Origin of the sequence: Peptostreptococcus faecalis (assembly GCF_900240845.1) — a bacterium.
Classification (GTDB): Bacteria; Bacillota; Clostridia; order Peptostreptococcales; family Peptostreptococcaceae; genus Peptostreptococcus; species Peptostreptococcus faecalis.
On sequence record NZ_OERU01000001.1, the window covers coordinates 78,615 to 100,427 of the forward strand.

17 protein-coding genes, 1 pseudogene and 1 CRISPR repeat array are annotated in these 21,813 nt (G+C 29.0%); of the genes and pseudogenes, 1 reads left to right on the forward strand and 17 read right to left on the reverse strand.

From position 1 onward, the window contains the following. Positions 1 to 282 precede the first annotated feature (282 nt). The 10 genes and pseudogenes from C0982_RS00360 to C0982_RS00405 form a co-directional block, all read right to left on the reverse strand. Positions 283 to 4,818, reverse strand: a complete 4,536-nt coding sequence (locus C0982_RS00360) for a DUF1542 domain-containing protein (RefSeq protein WP_101772265.1) — start codon at positions 4,816 to 4,818, stop codon at positions 283 to 285. A 732-nt stretch (positions 4,819 to 5,550) separates the two neighbouring features. After that, a CRISPR array of direct repeats spans positions 5,551 to 6,049; the repeat unit is 32 nt; unit sequence ATTTCAATCCACGCACCTGTGTAAGGTGCGAC. 153 nt (positions 6,050 to 6,202) lie between these two features. Then, entirely contained in the window at positions 6,203 to 6,496 is a 294-nt protein-coding gene (gene cas2, locus C0982_RS00365; protein ID WP_101772266.1) for a CRISPR-associated endonuclease Cas2, read from the reverse strand. An 8-nt stretch (positions 6,497 to 6,504) separates the two neighbouring features. Further along, on the reverse strand, positions 6,505 to 7,533 hold the full coding sequence (gene cas1c / locus C0982_RS00370) for a type I-C CRISPR-associated endonuclease Cas1c (protein WP_101772267.1): 1,029 nt from the start codon (positions 7,531 to 7,533) through the stop codon (positions 6,505 to 6,507). Then, entirely contained in the window at positions 7,530 to 8,189 is a 660-nt protein-coding gene (cas4, locus tag C0982_RS00375; protein WP_101772268.1) for a CRISPR-associated protein Cas4, read from the reverse strand. The genes cas1c and cas4 overlap by 4 nt, the downstream gene beginning before the upstream one ends. Next, positions 8,189 to 9,048 (reverse strand): annotated as a pseudogene (gene cas7c / locus C0982_RS00380) (type I-C CRISPR-associated protein Cas7/Csd2). The gene cas4 and the pseudogene cas7c overlap by 1 nt, the downstream one beginning before the upstream one ends. A gap of 25 nt (positions 9,049 to 9,073) precedes the next feature. Continuing rightward, positions 9,074 to 11,005, reverse strand: a complete 1,932-nt coding sequence (gene cas8c / locus C0982_RS00385) for a type I-C CRISPR-associated protein Cas8c/Csd1 (RefSeq protein WP_101772269.1) — start codon at positions 11,003 to 11,005, stop codon at positions 9,074 to 9,076. After that, positions 11,002 to 11,745, reverse strand: a complete 744-nt coding sequence (gene cas5c / locus C0982_RS00390) for a type I-C CRISPR-associated protein Cas5c (RefSeq protein ID WP_101772270.1) — start codon at positions 11,743 to 11,745, stop codon at positions 11,002 to 11,004. Before cas5c ends, cas8c begins: the two co-directional genes overlap by 4 nt. Positions 11,746 to 11,754: 9 nt before the next feature. Next, positions 11,755 to 14,199, reverse strand: a complete 2,445-nt coding sequence (locus C0982_RS00395; RefSeq protein WP_101772271.1) for a CRISPR-associated helicase/endonuclease Cas3 — start codon at positions 14,197 to 14,199, stop codon at positions 11,755 to 11,757. A 494-nt stretch (positions 14,200 to 14,693) separates the two neighbouring features. Continuing rightward, the gene (locus tag C0982_RS00400) at positions 14,694 to 15,296 is read right to left on the reverse strand and encodes a CPBP family intramembrane glutamic endopeptidase (RefSeq protein WP_101772272.1); all 603 of its coding nucleotides are present in this window, start codon (positions 15,294 to 15,296) and stop codon (positions 14,694 to 14,696) included. 710 nt (positions 15,297 to 16,006) lie between these two features. Then, entirely contained in the window at positions 16,007 to 16,624 is a 618-nt protein-coding gene (locus C0982_RS00405) for a peptidase E (protein WP_101772273.1), read from the reverse strand. Between the two features lie 90 nt (positions 16,625 to 16,714). Here C0982_RS00405 and C0982_RS00410 point away from each other — a divergent pair, with 90 nt between their 5' ends. Continuing rightward, complete coding sequence (locus C0982_RS00410; protein WP_101772274.1) at positions 16,715 to 17,656, forward strand: helix-turn-helix transcriptional regulator; 942 nt, start codon at positions 16,715 to 16,717, stop codon at positions 17,654 to 17,656. Positions 17,657 to 17,826: 170 nt separating this feature from the next. Here C0982_RS00410 and C0982_RS00415 read toward each other — a convergent pair whose 3' ends face one another. The 7 genes from C0982_RS00415 to C0982_RS00445 all read right to left on the reverse strand — a co-directional run bounded on the left by C0982_RS00415 (position 17,827) and on the right by C0982_RS00445 (position 21,721). Continuing rightward, positions 17,827 to 18,060, reverse strand: a complete 234-nt coding sequence (locus tag C0982_RS00415) for a DUF1643 domain-containing protein (protein ID WP_101772275.1) — start codon at positions 18,058 to 18,060, stop codon at positions 17,827 to 17,829. Positions 18,061 to 18,141: 81 nt separating this feature from the next. Beyond that, positions 18,142 to 18,999 carry a GIY-YIG nuclease family protein gene (locus C0982_RS00420; protein WP_101772276.1) on the reverse strand — a complete coding sequence of 286 codons (858 nt, stop codon included), beginning with the start codon at positions 18,997 to 18,999 and terminating at the stop codon, positions 18,142 to 18,144. 190 nt (positions 19,000 to 19,189) lie between these two features. Continuing rightward, on the reverse strand, positions 19,190 to 19,393 hold the full coding sequence (locus tag C0982_RS00425; protein WP_101772277.1) for a hypothetical protein: 204 nt from the start codon (positions 19,391 to 19,393) through the stop codon (positions 19,190 to 19,192). Continuing rightward, positions 19,390 to 19,953 carry a hypothetical protein gene (locus tag C0982_RS00430; RefSeq protein ID WP_101772278.1) on the reverse strand — a complete coding sequence of 188 codons (564 nt, stop codon included), beginning with the start codon at positions 19,951 to 19,953 and terminating at the stop codon, positions 19,390 to 19,392. Before C0982_RS00430 ends, C0982_RS00425 begins: the two co-directional genes overlap by 4 nt. A gap of 236 nt (positions 19,954 to 20,189) precedes the next feature. Next, a complete protein-coding gene (locus C0982_RS00435) occupies positions 20,190 to 21,068 on the reverse strand; it encodes a YitT family protein (protein WP_207653225.1) in 879 nt (292 codons plus the stop codon). Positions 21,069 to 21,215: 147 nt separating this feature from the next. After that, a complete protein-coding gene (locus tag C0982_RS00440; RefSeq protein WP_101773177.1) occupies positions 21,216 to 21,437 on the reverse strand; it encodes a YdbC family protein in 222 nt (73 codons plus the stop codon). Between the two features lie 68 nt (positions 21,438 to 21,505). After that, a complete protein-coding gene (locus C0982_RS00445) occupies positions 21,506 to 21,721 on the reverse strand; it encodes a VOC family protein (protein ID WP_101772280.1) in 216 nt (71 codons plus the stop codon). Positions 21,722 to 21,813 lie beyond the last annotated feature (92 nt).

Sequence of the window (21,813 nt, forward strand, 5' to 3'; positions counted from 1 at the left end):
TTTTTTAAAGTTTTTGATTTACTCATTTTTATTTATTTTATTTTTAATTTATATACTATTTTTAATTACACAATTTTTGATATAAAAAAGCTCCCTATGATAATTTTATTAAATCATAGGGAGCTTTTTACTTGTTTTTTTTAATAGTTATTCAAACTAGTAAAAAATCTGAATTTGCAACTATTTCTTTTATTTATCAATAAAGTTTTATAAAGGTATCAATTTTGTTTTTTATATCTAATATTCTAGATATTTCAAAATAAATATCTTTACTTACTCTTATTAATTAGAGATGTATTCCATAACTTCTTTTGGAATTTCATTTCCTCTAGATAGTACTATTGGGTATGATTTTTTAGCTGCATATACTGCTCCAACTATTGCATCAAACTCTTTTTCTCCGCTTGCTACTACTATGCTTCTAGGAGTTTTGTAAGTTTTCTTTGCTATCAGTACAGATGTTTCATATCTGTCTTTTCCGCTTATTCTTTCTGACTTTCCTTCTAATTCTTTTTCAACGTTTTCTGATACTGATGCTATTCCTCCACCTATTGTTATTTTTGCTAAATCCCATTTTTTAATTATCTTTGATGTGCTTGTTTCTAGCTTTTTAGGTGTTGTTAGCAGTATTGGTATTTCTTTTTCTGCTGCCATACTTGTCATAGCTATTGCATCTGGGAAGTTTGTTCCATCCACTAATATTGCTTCTGCTTTATTTGCTGATAAACTTCTTACTCTATTTCCTACTTCTATTGCTGTTTCATATCTGTCATTCCCTGAAACTCTTTCTACAGTGTACTTAAATAGTTCTTTTTCCACATTTTTGCTAATAGAACTTTCTCCACCTACTAATATTATTTTATTTGCTTTCAACCTAGCTATTTCATTCATTATTTCAGTCGAAACTTTATCTTTTCCTACTAGTATTACTGGTGCTTTTAACTTACTTGCAAGTACAGTCGCTGTTAATTCATCAGTGTATTTTTCTCCACTTGCTAACAGAACTACATCTGAGCTAGCAAATTCTTTTGACACTTCAATTGATGTTTGGTATCTGTCTTTGCCTGAAAGTCTGCTTACATTATGATTATTTAACTGTTTTTCTACGTTTTCAGTTAATGTTGCTTTTCCTCCTATTAATGTTATTTCTTTTTTATTAGAAGGAGCTGTTGGTTTTGTATCTGTTTGAGTATCAGGTTTTACTTTATTGATGTTGTCTATGGCAGTATCTTTTTCTTTTGCTACTTCGTCAATTGTCTTTGAATCGTCTACTGCTGTCTTACCTTTTTCTTTCTCTTTTTCAACCTTAGCTATTGCGTCTTCTTTTGCCTTGTCTGATATTGTCTTATCTTCGTTTATCTCTTTTTTCTTATCTTCTGCGGCTTTATCGATTGCTTCTTTAGCTTTATCTTTTGCATCTGATAACTCTTCAGCTGGTGTCTTTGGTGTTACCTTATTGATATTGTCTATTGCAGTATTTTTCTCTTCTTCTACCTTTGCTATCGTATCAGATTCATCTACTGCTGTCTTCCCCTTGTCTTTCTCTTCTTCAACTTTAGCTATTGCGTCTTCTTTTGCCTTGTCTGATATTGTTTTATCTTCGTTTATCTCTTTTTTCTTATCCTCCGCGGCTTTATCGATTGCTTCTTTAGCTTTATCTTTTGCATCTTGTAACTCTTCAGCTGGTGTCTTTGGTTTTACTTTATTGATATTGTCTATTGCAGTATCTTTTGATGTTGTTACTTCATCAATTGTCTTTGAATTGTCTACTGCTGTATGACCCTTTGTTCTTTCTTCTTCTACCTTTGCAACTGCATCTTTCTTCGATTCTTCTGAGATATCTGTTCTATTGTTTATCTCATCTTTTTTCTTATCTGCAGCCTTGTCGATTTCTTCTTTAGCATTGTTTTTTGCATCTTCTAACTCTTCAGCCAACGTCTTTGGTTTTACTTTATTGATATTATCTATTGCAGTATTTTTCTCTTCTTCTACCTTTGCTATTGTATCAGATTCATCTACTGCTGTCTTACCCTTTGTTCTTTCTTCTTCTACCTTTGCTACTGCATCTTTCTTCGATTCTTCTGAGATATCTGTTCTATTGTTTATCTCATCTTTTTTCTTATCTGCAGCCTTGTCGATTTCTTCTTTAGCTTTATTTTTTGCATCTGATAACTCTTCAGCTGGTGTCTTTGGTTTTACTTTATTTATATTGTCTATTGCAGTATCTTTTGATGTTGTTACTTCATCAATTGTCTTTGAATTGTCTACTGCTGTATGACCCTTTGTTCTTTCTTCTTCTACTTTTGCTACTGCATCTTTCTTCGATTCTTCTGAGATATCTGTTCTATTGTTTATCTCATCTTTTTTCTTATCTGCAGCTGCATCAATTTCTTTCTTTGCTGCTTCTTTTGCATCTGATAACTCTTCAGCTGGTGTCTTTGGTATTACCTTATTGATATTGTCTATTGCAGTATTTTTCTCTTCTTCTACCTTTGCTATCGTATCAGATTCATCTACTGCTGTCTTACCTTTTTCTTGCTCTTCTTCCACCTTTGCTATCGCGTCTTCTTTTGCCTTGTCTGATATTGTTTTATCTTCGTTTATCTCTTTTTTCTTATCCTCCGCGGCTTTATCGATTGCTTCTTTAGCTTTATCTTTTGCATCTTGTAACTCTTCAGCTGGTGTCTTTGGTTTTACTTTATTGATATTGTCTATTGCAGTATTTTTTGATGTTGTTACTTCATCAATTGTCTTTGAATTGTCTACTGCTGTATGACCCTTTGTTCTTTCTTCTTCTACCTTTGCTATAGCCTCTTCTTTGGCCTTATCTGAGATATCTGCTCTATTATTTATCTCATCCGTCTTATCTTTTGCAGCCTTGTCAATTTCTGCTTTAGCATTGTTTTTTGCATCTTTGATGTCTTGAGACTCTGTTACATATACAGTATAAATACCATTTTTATCAACTTTAACTTCAGATGTTTGTGTCTGTCCTTCTTTTAAGTCCTCATCCTTTGCATACTGTAACCCCTCTGGAATACTAGATGTAAATTTTTCTTCACTTAAATTTACTGTTTCACCAATATATTCATTAAATGTAGATGTTCCCACTGTTTTGCCTGTTTCTGTGTTAACATAATTAACAGTAAAATCGGTTTTATCACTATGTACATAAATAGTTGTTATTCTAGGATCATTTACACCCTCCATACCTGTGAATGCATGCTCTGGTTGTGTTTTTCCCATAGCTGATAATTCTTCAGCATTTGCATAATGATAGCCTTCTGGTATTGCTGGATTTGTTCTTAATGAATCTGGGATAACGACTTCCTCATCTATAACATATGATGCTTCATCTGCTATTTCTATTATTTGATTTTCTCCAACAATATCTCCAAATTGATTAATATAATTAACTGCAACTTTACCAATTGGAATTTTTTCTGTTAAAATTCTCTTACTATTTACAGATTTAAAGTGTGTAACTAGATCTTCGCTATCCGATGTCACACCAGATATAGATGATGTTCCAGCATTTTTAAATACTGCATTTGTAACTTTATCAAATTCTGCACTGGCTGGACCTGAAACATCTGAATTTGGATTCCAAGTATTTAATGTCACATATTGGAATTCAACAAAACTTGTCCCAGAAATATTAAATACTCTGTATGCTGATCCTGTAGTTTCTAAATCTAGCCCAACAGGATTTCTGAAAAGCACCTTATTATTAGTACCTGTAACATTTATTACATTTCCCTGACCCTGTATCTTCAGTGAAGATCCTGGCCCGAATTCAACAATATTATTAGAACCTGTAAAATTTATACTTTGCTGTGTGCTGTTTTCTGCTATTATATTATTTCTCTTTCCAAACTTCACTTCCCTAGGATAAAGTGTATTACCTACATCTGAAATAAAGTTCTGATAATTACGTTGAGTCCAAGATACGTTATCCCCAACAATAATTTTTCCATAACTTTCATAGATAGGTGGATAAAGAGAGACATTATCTCTTGTCATTGTAACGTTTGCATTATCCTCAACTATAAAATATCTATCCTTACTGGCAGTTACTGCTCCTCCAGTATTATACCAAAATGCTGAATGTTGAAGAGATTCTGTCTTATTTTCTTGATGTGCTTTATAATTAGTTCCTTCTTTTATTAGAACACTATCTGGTTCTGCAATTTCAGCTCTAGTAGTTATATCTATATCGCCTTCAAATATAAACTCTGTAGAATGAGCCTGTGATAATCTCATTACACCTGCTCCATCGGATGGTGCACTAACTGATGGTGCTGTCCTTACATTTTTAAAGTGAAAAACCCACTTATACCCATTTCCTACAGATATGAAATCATTACCTGTATAGTTAGACAATGTTATGTTCTCAAACTTCAAAACATTTCTATCCGCTGATGGTGATCCCACCAAAAGCCTAGTCGTACGTAAATCTAATTTTTTATAATCTACTCCATTTAAAACTAATGGATCCTTTCTTGCTGTTAGTGTTTTCCCACTCGCTTGTTCAATGTCACTTAATAATGTTATTTTTGATACTTCCTGATTATTATAAGCTGTAACAAACTCCTCCCAGTTAGATACTGCTACTCCATCCTCTTCAGAAGCTGCATCTGCCTTGTTTTCAGTGTTATTTAACTTGTTAACAATATTTGTTTCTGAATCATCTCTATTGCTTGATTCTTCGATTTCTGTCGTTGGTTCAATATCGTTTGCCCAAGCATTTACAGGCAAACTTGTAATACTCATAACTACTACGAGCATTATACTAAAAAAACTTTGTACTTTTTTCAAACTTTAATTCCTCCTTATAAATTTTTATAAACTCCTTTAGTTCATATCCCCTTAACTTAGTTTCTAATCACAAAATTAAGAAATTATATTCGTGAAACACATTAATATAGTTATCCCCGTATTATCAAACAACTTTTGTTTTCAATTTAAAACGTTTTATTTGATAAGGTTTTTTCTTCTTTATTTTTTAAACAAATATCGTTTTAATTGTTTATTATATTAATATTTCACAATATTACTATACCATAAATGTGCTCATTTCTCAAGTTTACAGCAACTTCTTCTTTAAAAAAAGTCCTTTTATAAATTTCTAATTTTTTAATGTTTTTAGGATAATAATTCTATTTAACTTTTATGATATATGTATCATAATAAACCTCAAATACTAATTAAATATTAATGTAAAAATACCTAAATTTAGAATTGATTCTTATTTTTTCTGTATAATGAAACTTTATATGAATATATATGATTTTACAGCATAAAAAAAGAACCTAATATAGGCTCTTTTTTATCTATTATTGAATAATATTTTAATTCTCAAATTATATCATTTATATATCTTATTCTTTGTGTTCAGCTATAAAATATCATTTTAAATTTTTTTATAATCATACTTCATTATAATAAGTACTTGATTTTTGCAAAATTAATACTTGATAATGTATTCCACAATCCACGCACCGTAAGGTGCGACAATTGTACGACCTTAAAACATACAGGACACCGCCAATTTCAATCCACGCACCTGTGTAAGGTGCGACAATATTACTTCACGATAGAAAGAAATAATATAACTATTTCAATCCACGCACCTGTGTAAGGTGCGACTTAATAAAATTACTAGAGTCTGCGGACTTTAAAGAATTTCAATCCACGCACCTGTGTAAGGTGCGACATGATATAGTACTTGTATACTTTTCACCAAAGGGAATTTCAATCCACGCACCTGTGTAAGGTGCGACGAGGAAATTAATTGATTTATTGCCTAAAGAAATATTTCAATCCACGCACCTGTGTAAGGTGCGACTAAGAAACGGAAGTTATATCGACAAGGTTGAGATTATTTCAATCCACGCACCTGTGTAAGTTGCGACGGGAATAGCAAAGGGGGTGTTAGCATGGGACTGATATTTCAATCCACGCACCTGTGTAAGGTGCGACCATCAGTTTGTACATTTGATTGTTCGGGTGAGCGTATTTCAATCCACGCACCTGTGTAAGGTGCGACCACTAAATATAGTAAATAAAGTTTCACACATACCATATCTAGTAATTCTTTGTAACCATTTTTTATTTCAGAAATTACTATATCCTATTTTTAGCTAAATATTGATCCTATATCATTAAAAAATAACGTATTTTAATGTTCACTTCAGGTTCGTCAAAACAATAATACATCTTTATCTGGATCATAAGTTTCATTCTTGCCCAAAAGTTCTACTCTGTTTTGCCAATTTTTACCTAATAGATAAAATCTCAAACTATCTTTATCCATATTTATTATCTTTCTTAATTTCTCTTTTACCTCTATAAACTGTGCTGGCTCTAAAGAACACTCAAAAACAGAATTTTGAACTCTCTGCCCATAATTAACACACAACTTAGATACTTTCCTTAATCTTGCTCTACCTCCGCTATCTTCAGTGTTTACATCATAAGTTATTAACACCATCATATTATCACCTACATTAAAAATGGTGGATACTTTTTCAGATCACCTCTTATAGTTCTCGCTAACAACTGTGATTGAACGTATGGCAAAAGCCCTATTTCCATATTTTCTTCTAAAAAAGGATGTTTTATTTTTTCTTGCTTTCTCAACTGCCAATTTTTAAGAAACACTTCTCTTCCGCCTTCATTCATCAATACTGTATCGTTTTCTTTATACTCAAACATTTTATGGTTTATAATATTGTTATTTATTAACCTAAGAACGAATCTGTCTACTAAATATCCTCTCAATTCTTCTATTAGATCAAGTGCCAAACTCGCCCTCCCTGGTCTGTCTGTGTGAAAAAAACCTACATAACTATCTAGACCTACCGTCTCAAGAGCGGACTGTATTTCATTTGTAAGTATTGTATACCCAAATGATAACATCGCATTTACATTATCTAATGGAGGTCTTTTACTTCTTCCCTTAAATATAAATTCCTCTCGCTGCTGTAATATTAAATCATTAAAACACGAAAAATATGTTCTTGCACTATCGCCTTCCATTCCCCTCAATGAGTCTAAAGAAGCACTTTTTTTTATCAGATCAATATCTTCTTCTAAATTATCTATTGATTTTATCACTTTTACTTTATCAATTTTATTTGAATGATCAGTAATGATTCTTTTTAAGATTTTTCTATAATTGGAAGTTTTTGCCAAAATCATTAACTTAGCATATTCTAAAGATTTGTCTTCCTCATCTGCAATTCTATATTGCTGTCTTCTAAGTAACACATTTCCATTTGTTTTTCCAATAAATCTACCTTGAAAATTCCCCTGTGGACTCACAAAAGAAATCCCTACTTGATTTTCATTACAAAGCCTTATAAGAGATGGACTAGCTCCATTATAATTAAAACATACTATGTCTTCTAACACATGAATTGGAAATCTACCTAATTCTTTATTATCTTCTTTTATTACTACGTTGGTTCCATCTCTAAATAAATAGCATAGCTCTTTTGTAATATACAGTGTATTTCTTAACTTTCTCATAGCAAAAACCTTTCCAAGTAGTTATCTATGTTCTTCTTTTTTTTAGTTACACGTGGCATACAATATTCAATTAAAGAACATTTTGAACAATTTTTATGACTTTCTCCTTCAAAAGTACTTCCTAAATTAAAGTGCTTCATCATTTCTTTTGATGCTTCTAATACCTTATTTCTATCGTCATCGGTAACAATCACTTCTTCCCTTCTTTTTATATCATTATAGAAAAAATAAGCCTTATCAATGTCAACTTTTAAAGTTTCTTCTAGAGCTATTACTTCTGCCACTAATTGCATTCTATCATAGTCATAAATCTTAGGTTTTCCATTTTTATATTCTATAATAATTGGTTTCCAGCACCCTTTCTCTCCATTTATCTCTACTCCATTTTTATCTTTATGAAATTCTACCATATCTAACTTGCCAACAAATTTTAGTTTGTGAGAAATAACAGGAATCGCCCTTGAAAAGAACTTATTTCCTCTTCTCTCTTTTAAGAAAGGTTGATCTACTTTTTTATGTAAAATATTGCCTGATACTGTCAACTCATTTTCTTTCCAATATTGTTCAATATGAATCAATGCCCATTGTCTTTTACAAAAGAAATCATGTTGAATCCCAGATAGCATCAAATAATCATCCGCGTTTTCAGTACCCATTACATTCCCTCTATAATTTCAACTGAAAGACCTTTTTCTTTGTATTCATTTAATTTTTCTTCATTCAAGTGAATATCATAATCTTCATACTTCACTTTTCCATCTATAAATTCTATCTCATTATATTCCAATAGTTCAAAAATTTTAGCAGATGATGCCACACCAAGTTTACTATCATGATTAAACCAGTACATTTCTTTTACTTGCATACTACCCTCTGGCCTTGCAGATGACATATCATTAACAAATAGAGTTCTTAACGCTTCCTTTATCACTTCACTGTCTTCTTCCGTAAATCCAGTTTTCTCTGAAAAAAACACATTAATACTGCCCTTTATTAGGTATACACCATATTCTACAAAATTTTTACTTCCCATTGTATCTGAAGATCTCGTTTTTCCCTCTGAAGCACTCATCCCATTTGTACTTCTCGTAATTTGCATTGTTTGGCACGTAATTGGGCTCAAACTTTTTGCTAAACTAATAGATACTGGGCCCCTAATTCCTATAGATCTTTTTTGGTAAGTCATACTTGTCCAAAACTTCTAACATCTATCCATTTTTCACATGATTTTTCCTCTACTTCATCATCAGAAGTATTCTTATTAAACGCTTCATTAAATCTTGATTCCAGTGACTTTAATCCATCTGCTAATCTGTCATTTGATTGAACAAATATATCATAGCCTGTATCTTGCATTCTATTTCTTATTTTTCTTTTTATACAAACATCTGATATTTCACCGTATCCATTTATATCATCTCTTGGTATATTGCCATTTAGCGGATCTCCATTTGGATTTGCATTTTCAACTTCAATAGTTACCATAAAATCAATTTTCTTGTTTAATACTGCCATTTTTTTATCCCCTTTTTTTTATTTTTTAGTATATAAATCTTTTTTTTTGTGCATAATATCCAAATATAAATTCTTCATCTAGTGGTTTGTTTTTATTTTCGTCATCAGATTTTGAAAGCAAATCTACACAATTTTGAATTTCTTTTTGCATATTTATATATATTCCTGTACTGTTTTTCTTCAATCTATTCCAATAAGGTCTTTCTTTTTCCATTAGAATTTTCAAAGTTTTTGCTGGAGCATTTATATATGAATTCCACAATTTATCAATATTGGTAAGCCTGCTTATATTACTATCTCCTAAACTTTTTTCTTCCATATACTCTAATATTGCAAGTATCCTCCCATATAAATAGCTTCTATCTGTTTTTTCTAAATCTAGCAAAGTCGTAACCTCCCTCTTTTTATAGTCTAAATTATATTTTCTCAAAACCGCACAACTCATACTTACTACAGTTGACCATGTTTTTTTATACTTTTGCCTATTTCTAATATTTTGAAACGACTGTTTTACCATCCCCATAGGAATCTTTTTACCTTCGACTACGCATGGAATTAGTGAGGCTATTAAATTCTCCTTTAGCTTTGCTTTATTATCTAGCATTACTACTCTTCCACTTGATTCTATTCCATAAACAATATCCACCAAATTATACAAATTAGGACTTTTAAATACTTCTTTTTCTGCATTCTTATCATAAAAATACCAACTAAAACTTCTATACCATTCATCTATATTTTTATAGAACTCTATTTGCATACCTTGATAAAAATATTTAATAGAAAGTCTTCCATTGCTTACTTTATCCAATATTGCTATGTACACACTATCATTATTATTTAAATCTTTATAAAATCCTTTTGATTTAGACAAAAGATTTTTTGTATGATCTCCGTCCAATACATTAGTAACATGTTCCTCATCTGATTCTGTTTTGCTAAATGAAAAATTTTCTGATAGTATATTTGTTTCTCTAGTATTTCCAACATCATTTGAAAACCAAGTAAGTAACCTTGAACTATCTGAACTTCCACTCATTCTTGTAGAAGTTTTTTTGTTTTCTAATAAATACTTTAATACGTTGTGAATTTTATCACTTGTCTCAAATCCAATTTTTACAATATTATCAACGTTATCAAATCTACCATAATAAGTTTCACTATGGCTACCACAAATAATTTTTGGTCTGCTATCTAAATCTGGCCCTCTATGTTTTGGTGAACAAAACACATTTTCACCCGTCAAATTACAAATTTCTTTAGGATAGTTTTTGTTTAAATAATTTTGAAAACTAATATATGATCTGTGCAGATCTTTATAATTTGTTACTGATACATTTTTATATGTCTTAAAACCAACTATTTCAAATGTTATAATTACTTTTTCTAAATCATATTTAGTTTTTTTTATTTTACCTTTTACTTCCTCAAATATTTCTAACTCTTGTTTTTTATCGTCATATTCAAATCTATTTCCCTTGCTTATAAATTTAGACATATCTTGTGTTATTTTTCCAGAATCAACATATTTATATACAGTATTTAAAAAATCTTTAACTTCTGGATATGTTTCATATTCTAACCAAGATTTTAATAGATTTATATAAAGATCTTTTTTATCTTTTTTAACAGGTTCTAAATACTGAACTTCATCTGCTAATGGATGTGGTGTTGAATTGCTAGTTCTAATAACTGAATCTCTCGTAACAGGAAAAATAATGTAATTAGGAAATTTAACCTCCCCTGATATTTCATTTTCTGATGGTAAAAATTCTCCACCTATTGCCTTTCCATCCTTATCTAGTTGAATTTGAAAAATATTTTTACCATTAGATCTTTTATTACTATGATAAACTGGAAGAAGTACTGTTTTATAAGATATTTCTTCCGACCTATCAATTAAATTGTTTTTTTCACAGTTTTCGTAAGTTTTAAGTAAAATACTTGTTAAACTCATCGCTTCACCTCATTTAACTCTTCTAATTCATTTTCTACTGTCTTAATATTTTCAGACTTGATAAATTTTCCTTTGTACTCTCCAAGAATATTTTTTATTGTACATTCTTCTGGCCTAATAAAATGTATTACTCCTTTTTCCATTGTTATTTGTGAGAAATTTGATTCAATACTATTATCTATTCCAGCAACTTCTGTCGGGTAGTTAAAAGAGTGAAACATTATCCCCATCGAAATACTTTGCTCGTGGTAATATCCATTTTTTTGTTCATACTCTTCTCTAGTCAGTCTTTCAACAAATCCTAAACACTCTCTCGTACCTAAAAAAATATCTCGCCTACAACCTTTGTCTAAAGTACGTAAAATTATTTCTTGATGTTTTATTTCATTTCTATCGTGCTTTAAATCCTCTCTCAATTCATTCCACTCAAAATGGAATTTCACGTAATATTCTACATCTTTTAAATATGTATAGTAGTTTCTATCAACACTTGTTCCATTTTTTACTAATGTCCTAATTCCCTTTGTTTGAGTCCTTATTGGATTTATTATTTTAACCTCGTCTATATAAATAGCTATAGTAGGTTTCCAATAAATTGCCTCTGTGATTCCCTTCAAGGCCTGCACAGTGGGAACAGAATAAGAAAATTTTTCTCCCCCTCCTTTAGTAATTGGATCTGTAAAAAGTGCGTAGTCACCGCTTAACTTATAATAAAAAGCTTTTGATTTAAATTTATCCAAGACGCCCTCCTAATATATTAATGTTTGTAATTCTTTTATATTCAACCCTATTTCTTTATCATAATAACTTGGTATCAAGACTAAAATATCTCCAATTTTTTCTATATACACTCTATAATTGTCTAAATTATTAATATTAATAGTAAATGGTTGTAATTTTTTTAATGCTATCTTTGCTTTTTTGAAATCATATGATTCAATTGCTTCTTTATAATCACTTATATATTTTTGATTTTCGGTATAAATATCTCCAAAATCTTCTCTTAATGAAATCACTACAGAACGTCCTCTTTCTTCAATCATATGAAAACTTTCAGAAGCAAATTTGAAATTTTGACCTAAATAATATCCATATCCCTTTTTATTACTCTGCTCATATTCTAATTTTTTAATTCGATTAGTAGACAAAACTTCTATTAAAGATCCCTCTATAGTTGGATAATCTAACTTGTCACTATTTTCATACAAGCGTCCATAGTATTCTTCTTTTAACTCAGTTATATTGATTTCTTTATTTTCATACTTACTAAGTATTGCTCTGGCATGTTTTTTTTGTTCATGAATATCTTGCAGCATTTCTGTATTTTCATCATTCAAATCAAAAATATAAAATTGCCCATATTTTAATTTACCTTCCCTATTGCAACGTCCCATAGCTTGTATTAAAGATGGAATCCCTGATAAAGAACGATATACTACCTCAAAATCAACATCAACTCCGGCCTCGATAAGTTGGGTGCTAATAACCAAAACTTTTTCATTATTTTTTAAACGTTCCTTTATCTCTTTTATCTTATCTAATCTATGAGCTGCACATTGATTAGTTGTCAGCTGATAGATATTAAACCCTTCATATTCCAATTTTTTTATATAATCATAAATATCATTTACAACTTTTTTTGTATTGCATATTACAAGAATCTTTTTATTTTTTTTAGATTTTTCTTCTATATCATTGGAAATATCCTCTATGTTAAAATTATTTTCTTTTGACATATAAAATGCTTTTGTTCGCTCAAATGGTTTTTCTTGCTTTTTATCCAATTTTGCTACATATCCGTTATTTATCTCTGAATATGCCGTTGTATATTTTAGATGCACCGAATTTAACTCAGGCTGAGTAGCTGTACAATGTATCACAGTAGCATTCATTATATTAGATAAAAAGTTATTCACGAGATTAAAATTGCTTGTAGTTGATATTGGAATGCTTTGAACTTCATCTAACACTATTACAGAATTTATAAGCTTACAAAATCGTCTAATATTGGATGATTTTCCTTTAAACATAGTGTTCATAAACTGTACCATTGTAGTCAAAATAACTGGTGATTCCCAAGAATCCATCATGTACTGTTCAGAATAATACTTGCTATTTCCTCTCTTTTTATTGCTATCTTCTTCGCCCTCTTCTAATACAACATTTGAGTGATGTTCTAAAACTAATTCACTGTTTATAATATCTTTAATCTCTTTTGCATTTTGTTCTAAAACAGATAAAAAAGCAGTTACATATAAAAATCTTTTTTTACTGAATTTTTCACAATTATTTAAAGAAAATCTTGTTGTAAGTAATGTTTTTCCAGAACCTGTTGGAAGCTCAGCCTTATAAACTCCGCTTTTAATTTTTTGTGAACTCTCTTTTGCCTGCTCTGCAAGGTTATTTCTAGAATTATTTATTTCGGACACTTCTTTACTTTTATCAAACATAGAATATTTTTGTTCAATACTTGTTACACAGTTTGCCCAAAATACATCATACTCATCTTTTGATAAGATTCCATCTTTCTCATCTCTAAAGGCATTTGCGCTATCATATATATCCCCTTCTTTCAAAATAGAAAGTAAAAGTCTTGTCAAAAGATGCAGATAATACCATCTTTCCACTTTTTTATCTGACATACTAAATATCTTACCTAAAATTTTCTCCATTTCCTCGATAGATTTTAGCACTAATTTTTCAAAACCCATATTTTCATATTCCTGAAGTTTTGGTTCTATTATATTCTCCAAAAAAACTTTTATCTCAGATTCATTATATAAATTACTCTCATTATAATTAATTCTTCTGTTGAATCCCATATCTTCTTTAGATGATTCAACTAAATCAAATAATCCATGATGTGCAAATATAGCATAAGATAAAACTTCTCCTATAAGTTTTCCACCATCACTGTTATTCAATTTTTTTATAATATCAATTAATAAAACGCCCCCTACTGAAGAGTGATTCACTTTTTCTTTTGTATCAATGCTAATATAATCTTGAAAATTAGAAAAAGCTTTTCCCGCATCATGCATTATACCTAGCAAATAACAAGTATATGGTAGTTCAATATCTGAACCTAGTTCTTTACAATATATTGCTACATTAAATAAATGATCTTCTAAATTTTGAATATACAGTGTTCCGTCTTTTCCTACAAATTTATGCGCTATCAACTGCTTAACCATATTTTTCCACCTTATTTCATGAAAATATCTATCTTATTTTATAAAAAAAATCCATTTATAATTTATTTTACACTTCTTACAATTAGTATAGCATATATTTAAAAGAATATTATGTCAATTTTAAAAACTACTATATAAAGGTAAAATAACTTATTATTTTTGTAATTTTAAAACTTTTTATTTTTATCAAAACTAAAGTTCTTAAGACTTGCTTTATTTAATAAATAGCTAGAATTAGCGTTTCTTACGCTTTTTCGATTTATTAGCAAATACAAAAACAAATAAATTTTCTCTAAGTCGTATATGTTTTTTCTATGATAGAATAATGAAAAATAGGTATTTCATTTAGCTACTCACTAAATAAATTTTATTTTTTCATGGTAAATTTATATTTTATTTAAAATTGTTCTAAGTGTTTTAGAAAAAATCAACTACTTATAACAATTTTTTGCAAAAAAAAAGACTGATACACAATTATATCAGTCTTTTGAATACTATATGAAAAACATTACAATAACTGCTGCGAGGTTATTCAGTAAATGTGCTCCTATAGAAACTTCTAATCTTTTTGTCTTATAGTATAAAATTCCTGCAACAACTCCCAGTAAAAAGTACATTATCAAACTTGTTATATTGGTTATAGTATGAATAGAACCAAATATTAAAGAACTTACTACTATACCTAGTATTTGTTTATTTTCGAAAAGTCTCCCTATTATATAACCTCTAAATATAATTTCTTCTACTATTGGTGCAAAAATTACAATTGTGACAATTATCAAATACCAACTAGTATTTTTGTACAATCCAGTCAACATTGCATCGTTCATGCTATTTTCCATTCCTTGTATTTTTAAAATAGCTGTACCAGCATATGCAATAATACGCATAGAAATAAAACCTACTAAAATATAAATAATATTTTTCTTATTTATAAATTTCAATTCAAAGTCTTGTATTTTTATTTTCTTTGAAAAACACATAAATATTAGGATAACAATAATCGATGTTATTATAGGAATAATTGTATTAGAACCCACTAGTGGAGCCTTTAAAAAATTACCTCCTTCTACATTTTTAAATCCAAAAATACTCATCCTAGTAATAGTCTCCACAGTAGAGGGAATTAAATAGATAATGGTAATTAGAATTATAATAAAAAACTCTTTGAAAAACTTTTTAATAATTTGCACTTATAATTTTCTCCTTATTAAAATATATATTTTATATAATAACACTCTTGATAAATAAATTATACATTTGTTAATATTTTGTAGTAATTTATTTATCTATAGTGAAATAATTATAAATTTTTTTCTTCCACCTATTACTTATGATATGATTATGAAAAAAATTCCTTATGTAAAAATAACAACGACTACCGAAATTAGAAGTTATTTAACAAGAATAAATAATGCTGATTTTACTTGTCCGATGACTGCAGGAATTTTCATTTCAATAACAGCATGGTCAAGCTCACAGCGCTCTGAAGATGTAACTCCTTACTAGAAAAAAGTTCAAATCAAAAGGATAACTAAATCCAAAGTATCCAGGAGGCACTAAAGAACAGATTAAACTCCTTGAATCAGAAGGACATACAATAATTACTAGAGTAAGAAAAAACATTGAATATTATATAAAAGACTACAGTGAAAAACTATTTGATTTAAAGTGAAAAATCAAAAAAGGTGGCAAAGTTAATTCTGCCACCTTTTTTAAAAAAACTATATTATCCACTTCTCCACGCATTAATTGTTTATACTACTTGCTTAAAATATCACTATTTCAACCTCAAATATATATCTATTTATCTACTCTTAATCATTATTTCATTACCATTTACTAAAATTGCCTGATTATTGCTGATAGGTTTTAAATTGAGTTTTGAATAATAGTTATCTATAATTTTTTTAGTATATTCCTTAAAAGGTTCATCTGTATAATGAGGCACAGTATAGAAATCAACCAAACCAAGAGCATTAAAGTTTTCCAAATTCTTGGCTTTTTCAGGATTATCCATTAAACGCACATATTCAATATTTGGAGCGGTAACAACTGCACCAGCCGATTCTCCAATATATAGTTTACCAGCATTTATTTCATTTATGATTAATTTATCAGCACCTGTTCTTTTCATTTCTTGTAATAAGAAAAATGTATTTCCTCCTGTAACATAAATAATATCGCTACTAGTTATTTTTAATTCTATTTCTTTGGCTGATGCTGTAGATAATTCTAATTCATCAACAATCAATCCGAATTTTTCAAGCGATTTTTTTCCAGAATCCACGAAAAACACAACTTCCTCAACTATACTAGCTGTGGGAATAAAGGTTACTTTTTTCCCCTTAATATTTTCTTCAAAACTAAAAAGAATATCGGCAACATCTTCAAATGATGATGATAAGAAAAGTTTTTTATTCATTTTATTTCCTCCCTTTTTTTATTGTATCTATAGTATAATTATTAAAAGTATCAATTAATGACACCTTTAATAAAGAGAGGAGATATTGCTTTGAATAAATCAGAACGCATTAACGATATGATTATATATCTTAATAACAAGAATTTTTTCAATTTAAGTGATTTAATGGAAAAATATAATATTTCCAGGAGTACTGCACTTAGAGATATTAAATCACTGGAATCATTAGGTATGCCAATATTTTCCGAGCATGGGAGATACGGTAGATATGGTATTTTGAAAAATCGCCTACTCTCTCCAATCATCTTTACTGTGGATGAGATGTATTCCATGTATTTTGCTATGCTAACACTGCAAGGTTATCAATCTACACCATTTTATTTAGACTTTCTAAAACTAAAGAAAAAATTTGAATCCTGTATTTCAGAAGAACATAAAAATAACTTATATAAAATGAAAAATGTTTTTAGATTTGCATCCACCAATCAAATTGTAGACAGCATATTCTTAAAAGATATTTTACATTCTGCAATAAATAATCATGTTAATGACATTACTTATATGCGGTCAAATGCATATTATTCATACACAGTACAATTTATCAATATTTCCTCATCTTTTGGGCAATGGTACGTTACTGCTTATAATTATGATAGTGCCAAGTTACAAGTATTTCGTTGTGATAAAATAATTTCACTATCTACAAACGAAAATAAGCAATCTATAGATATCAAAAAAATAGAAGCTCTATTAGAGGTTAATTTCAAAAATGAAGATTCAACTGACTTTGAAATCGAAATAACGAATAAAGGTGTTGATATATTCTTAAAAGAGAACTATCCATCAATGGAACTAATATATGATAATGAAAAACCTATTATCAAAGGATATTATAACCAGAAAGAAGAAAACTTTATTTCAAATTACTTTATATCATATGGAAAAGAAATTATATCTATTAAACCACTTGAATTAAAAAATATAATCAAGGAAAAAATGAAAGAAAATCTGGATTATTTCAACAGAATTTAATCTCTAAAAAATAGCGTATAGACTCTTTATCTGTACGCTATTTGAATATATTCTATAATATTAAACTTTTTCACTCTTTTAAAATACAAAATATAAGAGATTACTTTTAGTAGATTACTTTAATAATTTATTACCACAATACTCTATATTATATATTTTAAAATTTATATTTATAAAATATATTCTTTGTTACTATTTAAAATTCCCCCTTTTTCCTGTCGCTGAATTGGATGTCTTGGATTGCCATTTTTTGTAAGAGTTCCAAAATAAAATACACGTATATCTAATTCTTCAAGCAATTTCAATAATCTTGATTTCCCTATTTTAAGTGACTCGTAGTTCAAATCACCCCATGCACCCCAAACTTCTTTAATTTTATTTTTTTTAGATATGTACTTACTCACACTAGATCTCCTTTGAATTCAGTTTATATTTTACTATAATTACAAACTCTAGTTAATATTTGAATACTTACTCTCTTATCACTAATTTTCATTCATTCCATGTTTTTTAGTCTCAAATACTTTTTTCCAATAATTTTCTCGTTCCAATATAAGTTCTTGCTTTGTTTTAGTATCAAAAATTTCAAGTATAGAGTATTTAAAGTTTTCGCTAATATAATTTTTATTTTTCTTATGTAAATAATCAAAAACTTTATTTCCACCTGTAGGTTGATTTGAATCAGCATAGTTTGACCATCTTTGCCAAATTCCATCTGCATTACCTGAAGCAGAACCTATATAAAGTTTTCCTGTTTTAATATCTGTAATTACATATATGCCCTTAACATTTGATAATGCTTGTTTATAACTAGGTTCACCATATTTTACTAATTTAACCAAATCTTTGTGAGTCAATGATACATTTTGATATCCGGTGAAACTTTTCAGCTTTGTTGCTGATGAAATTTCATATACTTCCATGTCTAAATCATCTTGTGCATTTTCGTAAAGGCGCAAGTAAGAAAGAGATAACTTTCTCGGATCATTTATCTTTATAATTAATCTTTTTTCATATTGTTCATATTCTTCAACTTTTTTTAACGTATACCCTTGAACATCATATTTACTTGAGTGATTTTTATCTACTTCATACAGACCTCCAAATATATAAAAATCATTACCATAAGGATAATACTGTGCCATGCCTATTAGATATTTTGTTTGATCTAAATTATGGTTGTTATTATTACTTCTCCAACCGTTCATTCTATCCCAAGTATCTTCATCTTCCATAAGCATATCATACGCTGGTCTAGTTATATCTCCTCCTTCATTTTTATGAAATTTTATCTTTGTTTTTTCCATATCAGTTGTTTGTATTAAATCAATAAATTTAATCATTTTTTACTCCTATAAAATAAATTTACCTATATATGTTATATTGGTGGAAATAATTAATGCCTAACTCCTCGTTATTATGCATCGTTTACACATTTGATAATCGTATTCATCCAATTATTTTTAACTAAAAATAATACTTATTTAAATAATCTTAGATCTCCAGTCAACGTTTTTTACAATTTTCATCATATTAATCTTCAATTAGTTGCTTTCTTAATCTAAATTTATACTCTTTGCGAATGCTACCTGTTTCATCTTTTTCATCTTCATAGGTATGCCCGACTAAGAAAAACACACCCTGATAGTAGTATTCTTTTGGTGATAATTTAACAAACAAATGTATTTGCTTTCCATCACATTCAGCATCAATGATAGCTCTATTGCCAATAGTCATCTGTTGGTCACCAGATTTTCCTTCACCAGAGTATATATAGTCTCCATCAGCTGTCCAATTATCATGATATACAAAACCTGATTTTTTTTATCAACAGATGAAATAAGCACTACTGACGAAGGTGTTCTATTTATACCTCTACCAAAACCGGCAATTTTTATACCAAATTGGTTCTCAACCTGCTGATAGTCTAAAACTGGTTTTTTAGTTAAGTACTTGACATTGTAATCATCACCAAATCCATCATCAATATTTCGTTTATTTTTTGGAGTTGGAGCAATTTGTTTTTCATCTACAGAACGTTCTTCCTCTGTCTTGAGAGCAGCTTTTGCTATTTTAAGTTTATTTTCTATCTCTTGTTTTGCATTATTAATTTCTTCCATAATTATTCTATGCATTGATTCATCTTTGACCACAATAAATTTTTCAAATGCATCTGGGTATATAAAAGTTTTAATTCCCCTATAAGCAAAATCTATCTCTAAATATTTATTATTTAAAGATATGATTCTTCCCTCTCCAAACTCATTATGTTTTACTATTTGATTTACTAACTCCATTTTTACCACACTTTCTTTTTCACAACCTTTTCAGCCACTTATATCTACTTACTATTTTTTATAATTTCAATTATATTCTGCATTCATTATCTGAAAATATTTTAATATCTTTAGATCCATCTTGTTCAGCAAAGAGTAGTACGCACCTTATACAATCTATTTTTAAATAATAAATTTAAATTCATTATAACATATTAATTAAAAAACATTTTCCTTTTAATATATTATAGTTATACTTAATTTCCTTTTGATACATAGTTTTCAGTTATTTTTTTCAAACTAAGACTCTTGTTACTTACTTCGCTAGCATTAAGAGTTACAATAAATGCCTTTTCATCTATATCTAAGACTGATTTTTTCACCCTATTGAAATCTTTATCATATATTACTGCCATTATCATTTTACCTTTATGACTAGCATATCCACCCTCCATGGGAATAAGAGTAGTATCTTTTTTTTGTACTTTAATTAATATTTCATTTATTGTCACATAGCTTTCTGAAATTATAAGTATTGTTTTTACTCCTACAAATCCAACTTGAACTGCATCTACTACACGCCCTATTATAAATAAGCAAATCAGTGAATACATTACTATTGTTTTATTAAATGCTATCAGTGCACTCATAACAACCATGCTATCTATACTAAATACCGCGGTTCCTAAAGAAATATTAAAATATTTATTCAATATTTGTGCCAAAATAGCAGTCCCTCCAGTAGATGCATTTCCTAAAAACACTAATCCTAGCCCAAGCCCCGTAATTATTCCTCCATAAATAGATCCTAGCATAAGGTCTTGTGTTAAAATTGGTATTCCAGAAGTAAGACCTACAAAAAGTGGGAATGCTAAGCTCCCATACGCCGTTTTAAAAAAAATTTTCTTACCTAATAAGAAGTAACAAATTATTAATAGCGGAATATTAATTGAAAATAAAACCAATGATACATTCCAACCATACAAACTATTTAATATAATACTTACTCCTTTAGCTCCTCCCGCAATAATCTTGTTATGTAACAAAACTGAGTTGATTGCTATTCCTATCAGCAAAGTTCCAGCTGTAACATAAAGGAAATCTTTTAACTTTTGAGTATTTTTTACATAATTCAATTCACCACATCCCATTCTTTATTATAATTTCAATATCAGTAAGGTGGATAAGTAAACTCATTCAAGATTTTCTTCGCTACAATAAAGTAGAAATTATTATACCTACTCTCTTATAGCATTTCACTTCTAGTGTCACAGTAATGTTTATTATAATTCCATTTCATTTAGTAACTCTTTTAATACTTTAAGTTCGTCTGTACTTAAAGTTACACCTTTTCCCATTTTTTCATTTCCAGGTGCCCAGTCCCTAATATCAAATTTTGGTTCTCTATCGTTCCAGCTAATTAAGTTTAATTCCTTTGACCAGCCTTTATTATTTTCCGAAAGCTTTCCTATACTTTCTTTTATCTCGTATTTAATGCCTGCCATATAACCCATCCCTTTCTTTAATTCATTTTTTAATTTATTAACCTGCTTCTTGTATAAAACAATAAACTTCAATTTGTAATCCCTATTGTTACTATTTCTTCATCATTATTATCGCTAGTAGCTTCGGATACAGAAAATCCATTTCCATCTCTATGCAGCTCTGAATGAAAATACGTTCCATCGGGATTCTTAACATTATATCTCAACTCTAAATAAAACGTTTTTTTATACAATTCTATTGCTTCTATGCTGTTTTTAACAGATAAACCTATTACTATCTCCATTATAGTTCCTCCTATCTATTGTACTAATTTTAGCCTATCCAGTTATCCTATTTATTACCATAATACCATGATAAAGTATATAATCCAATTAT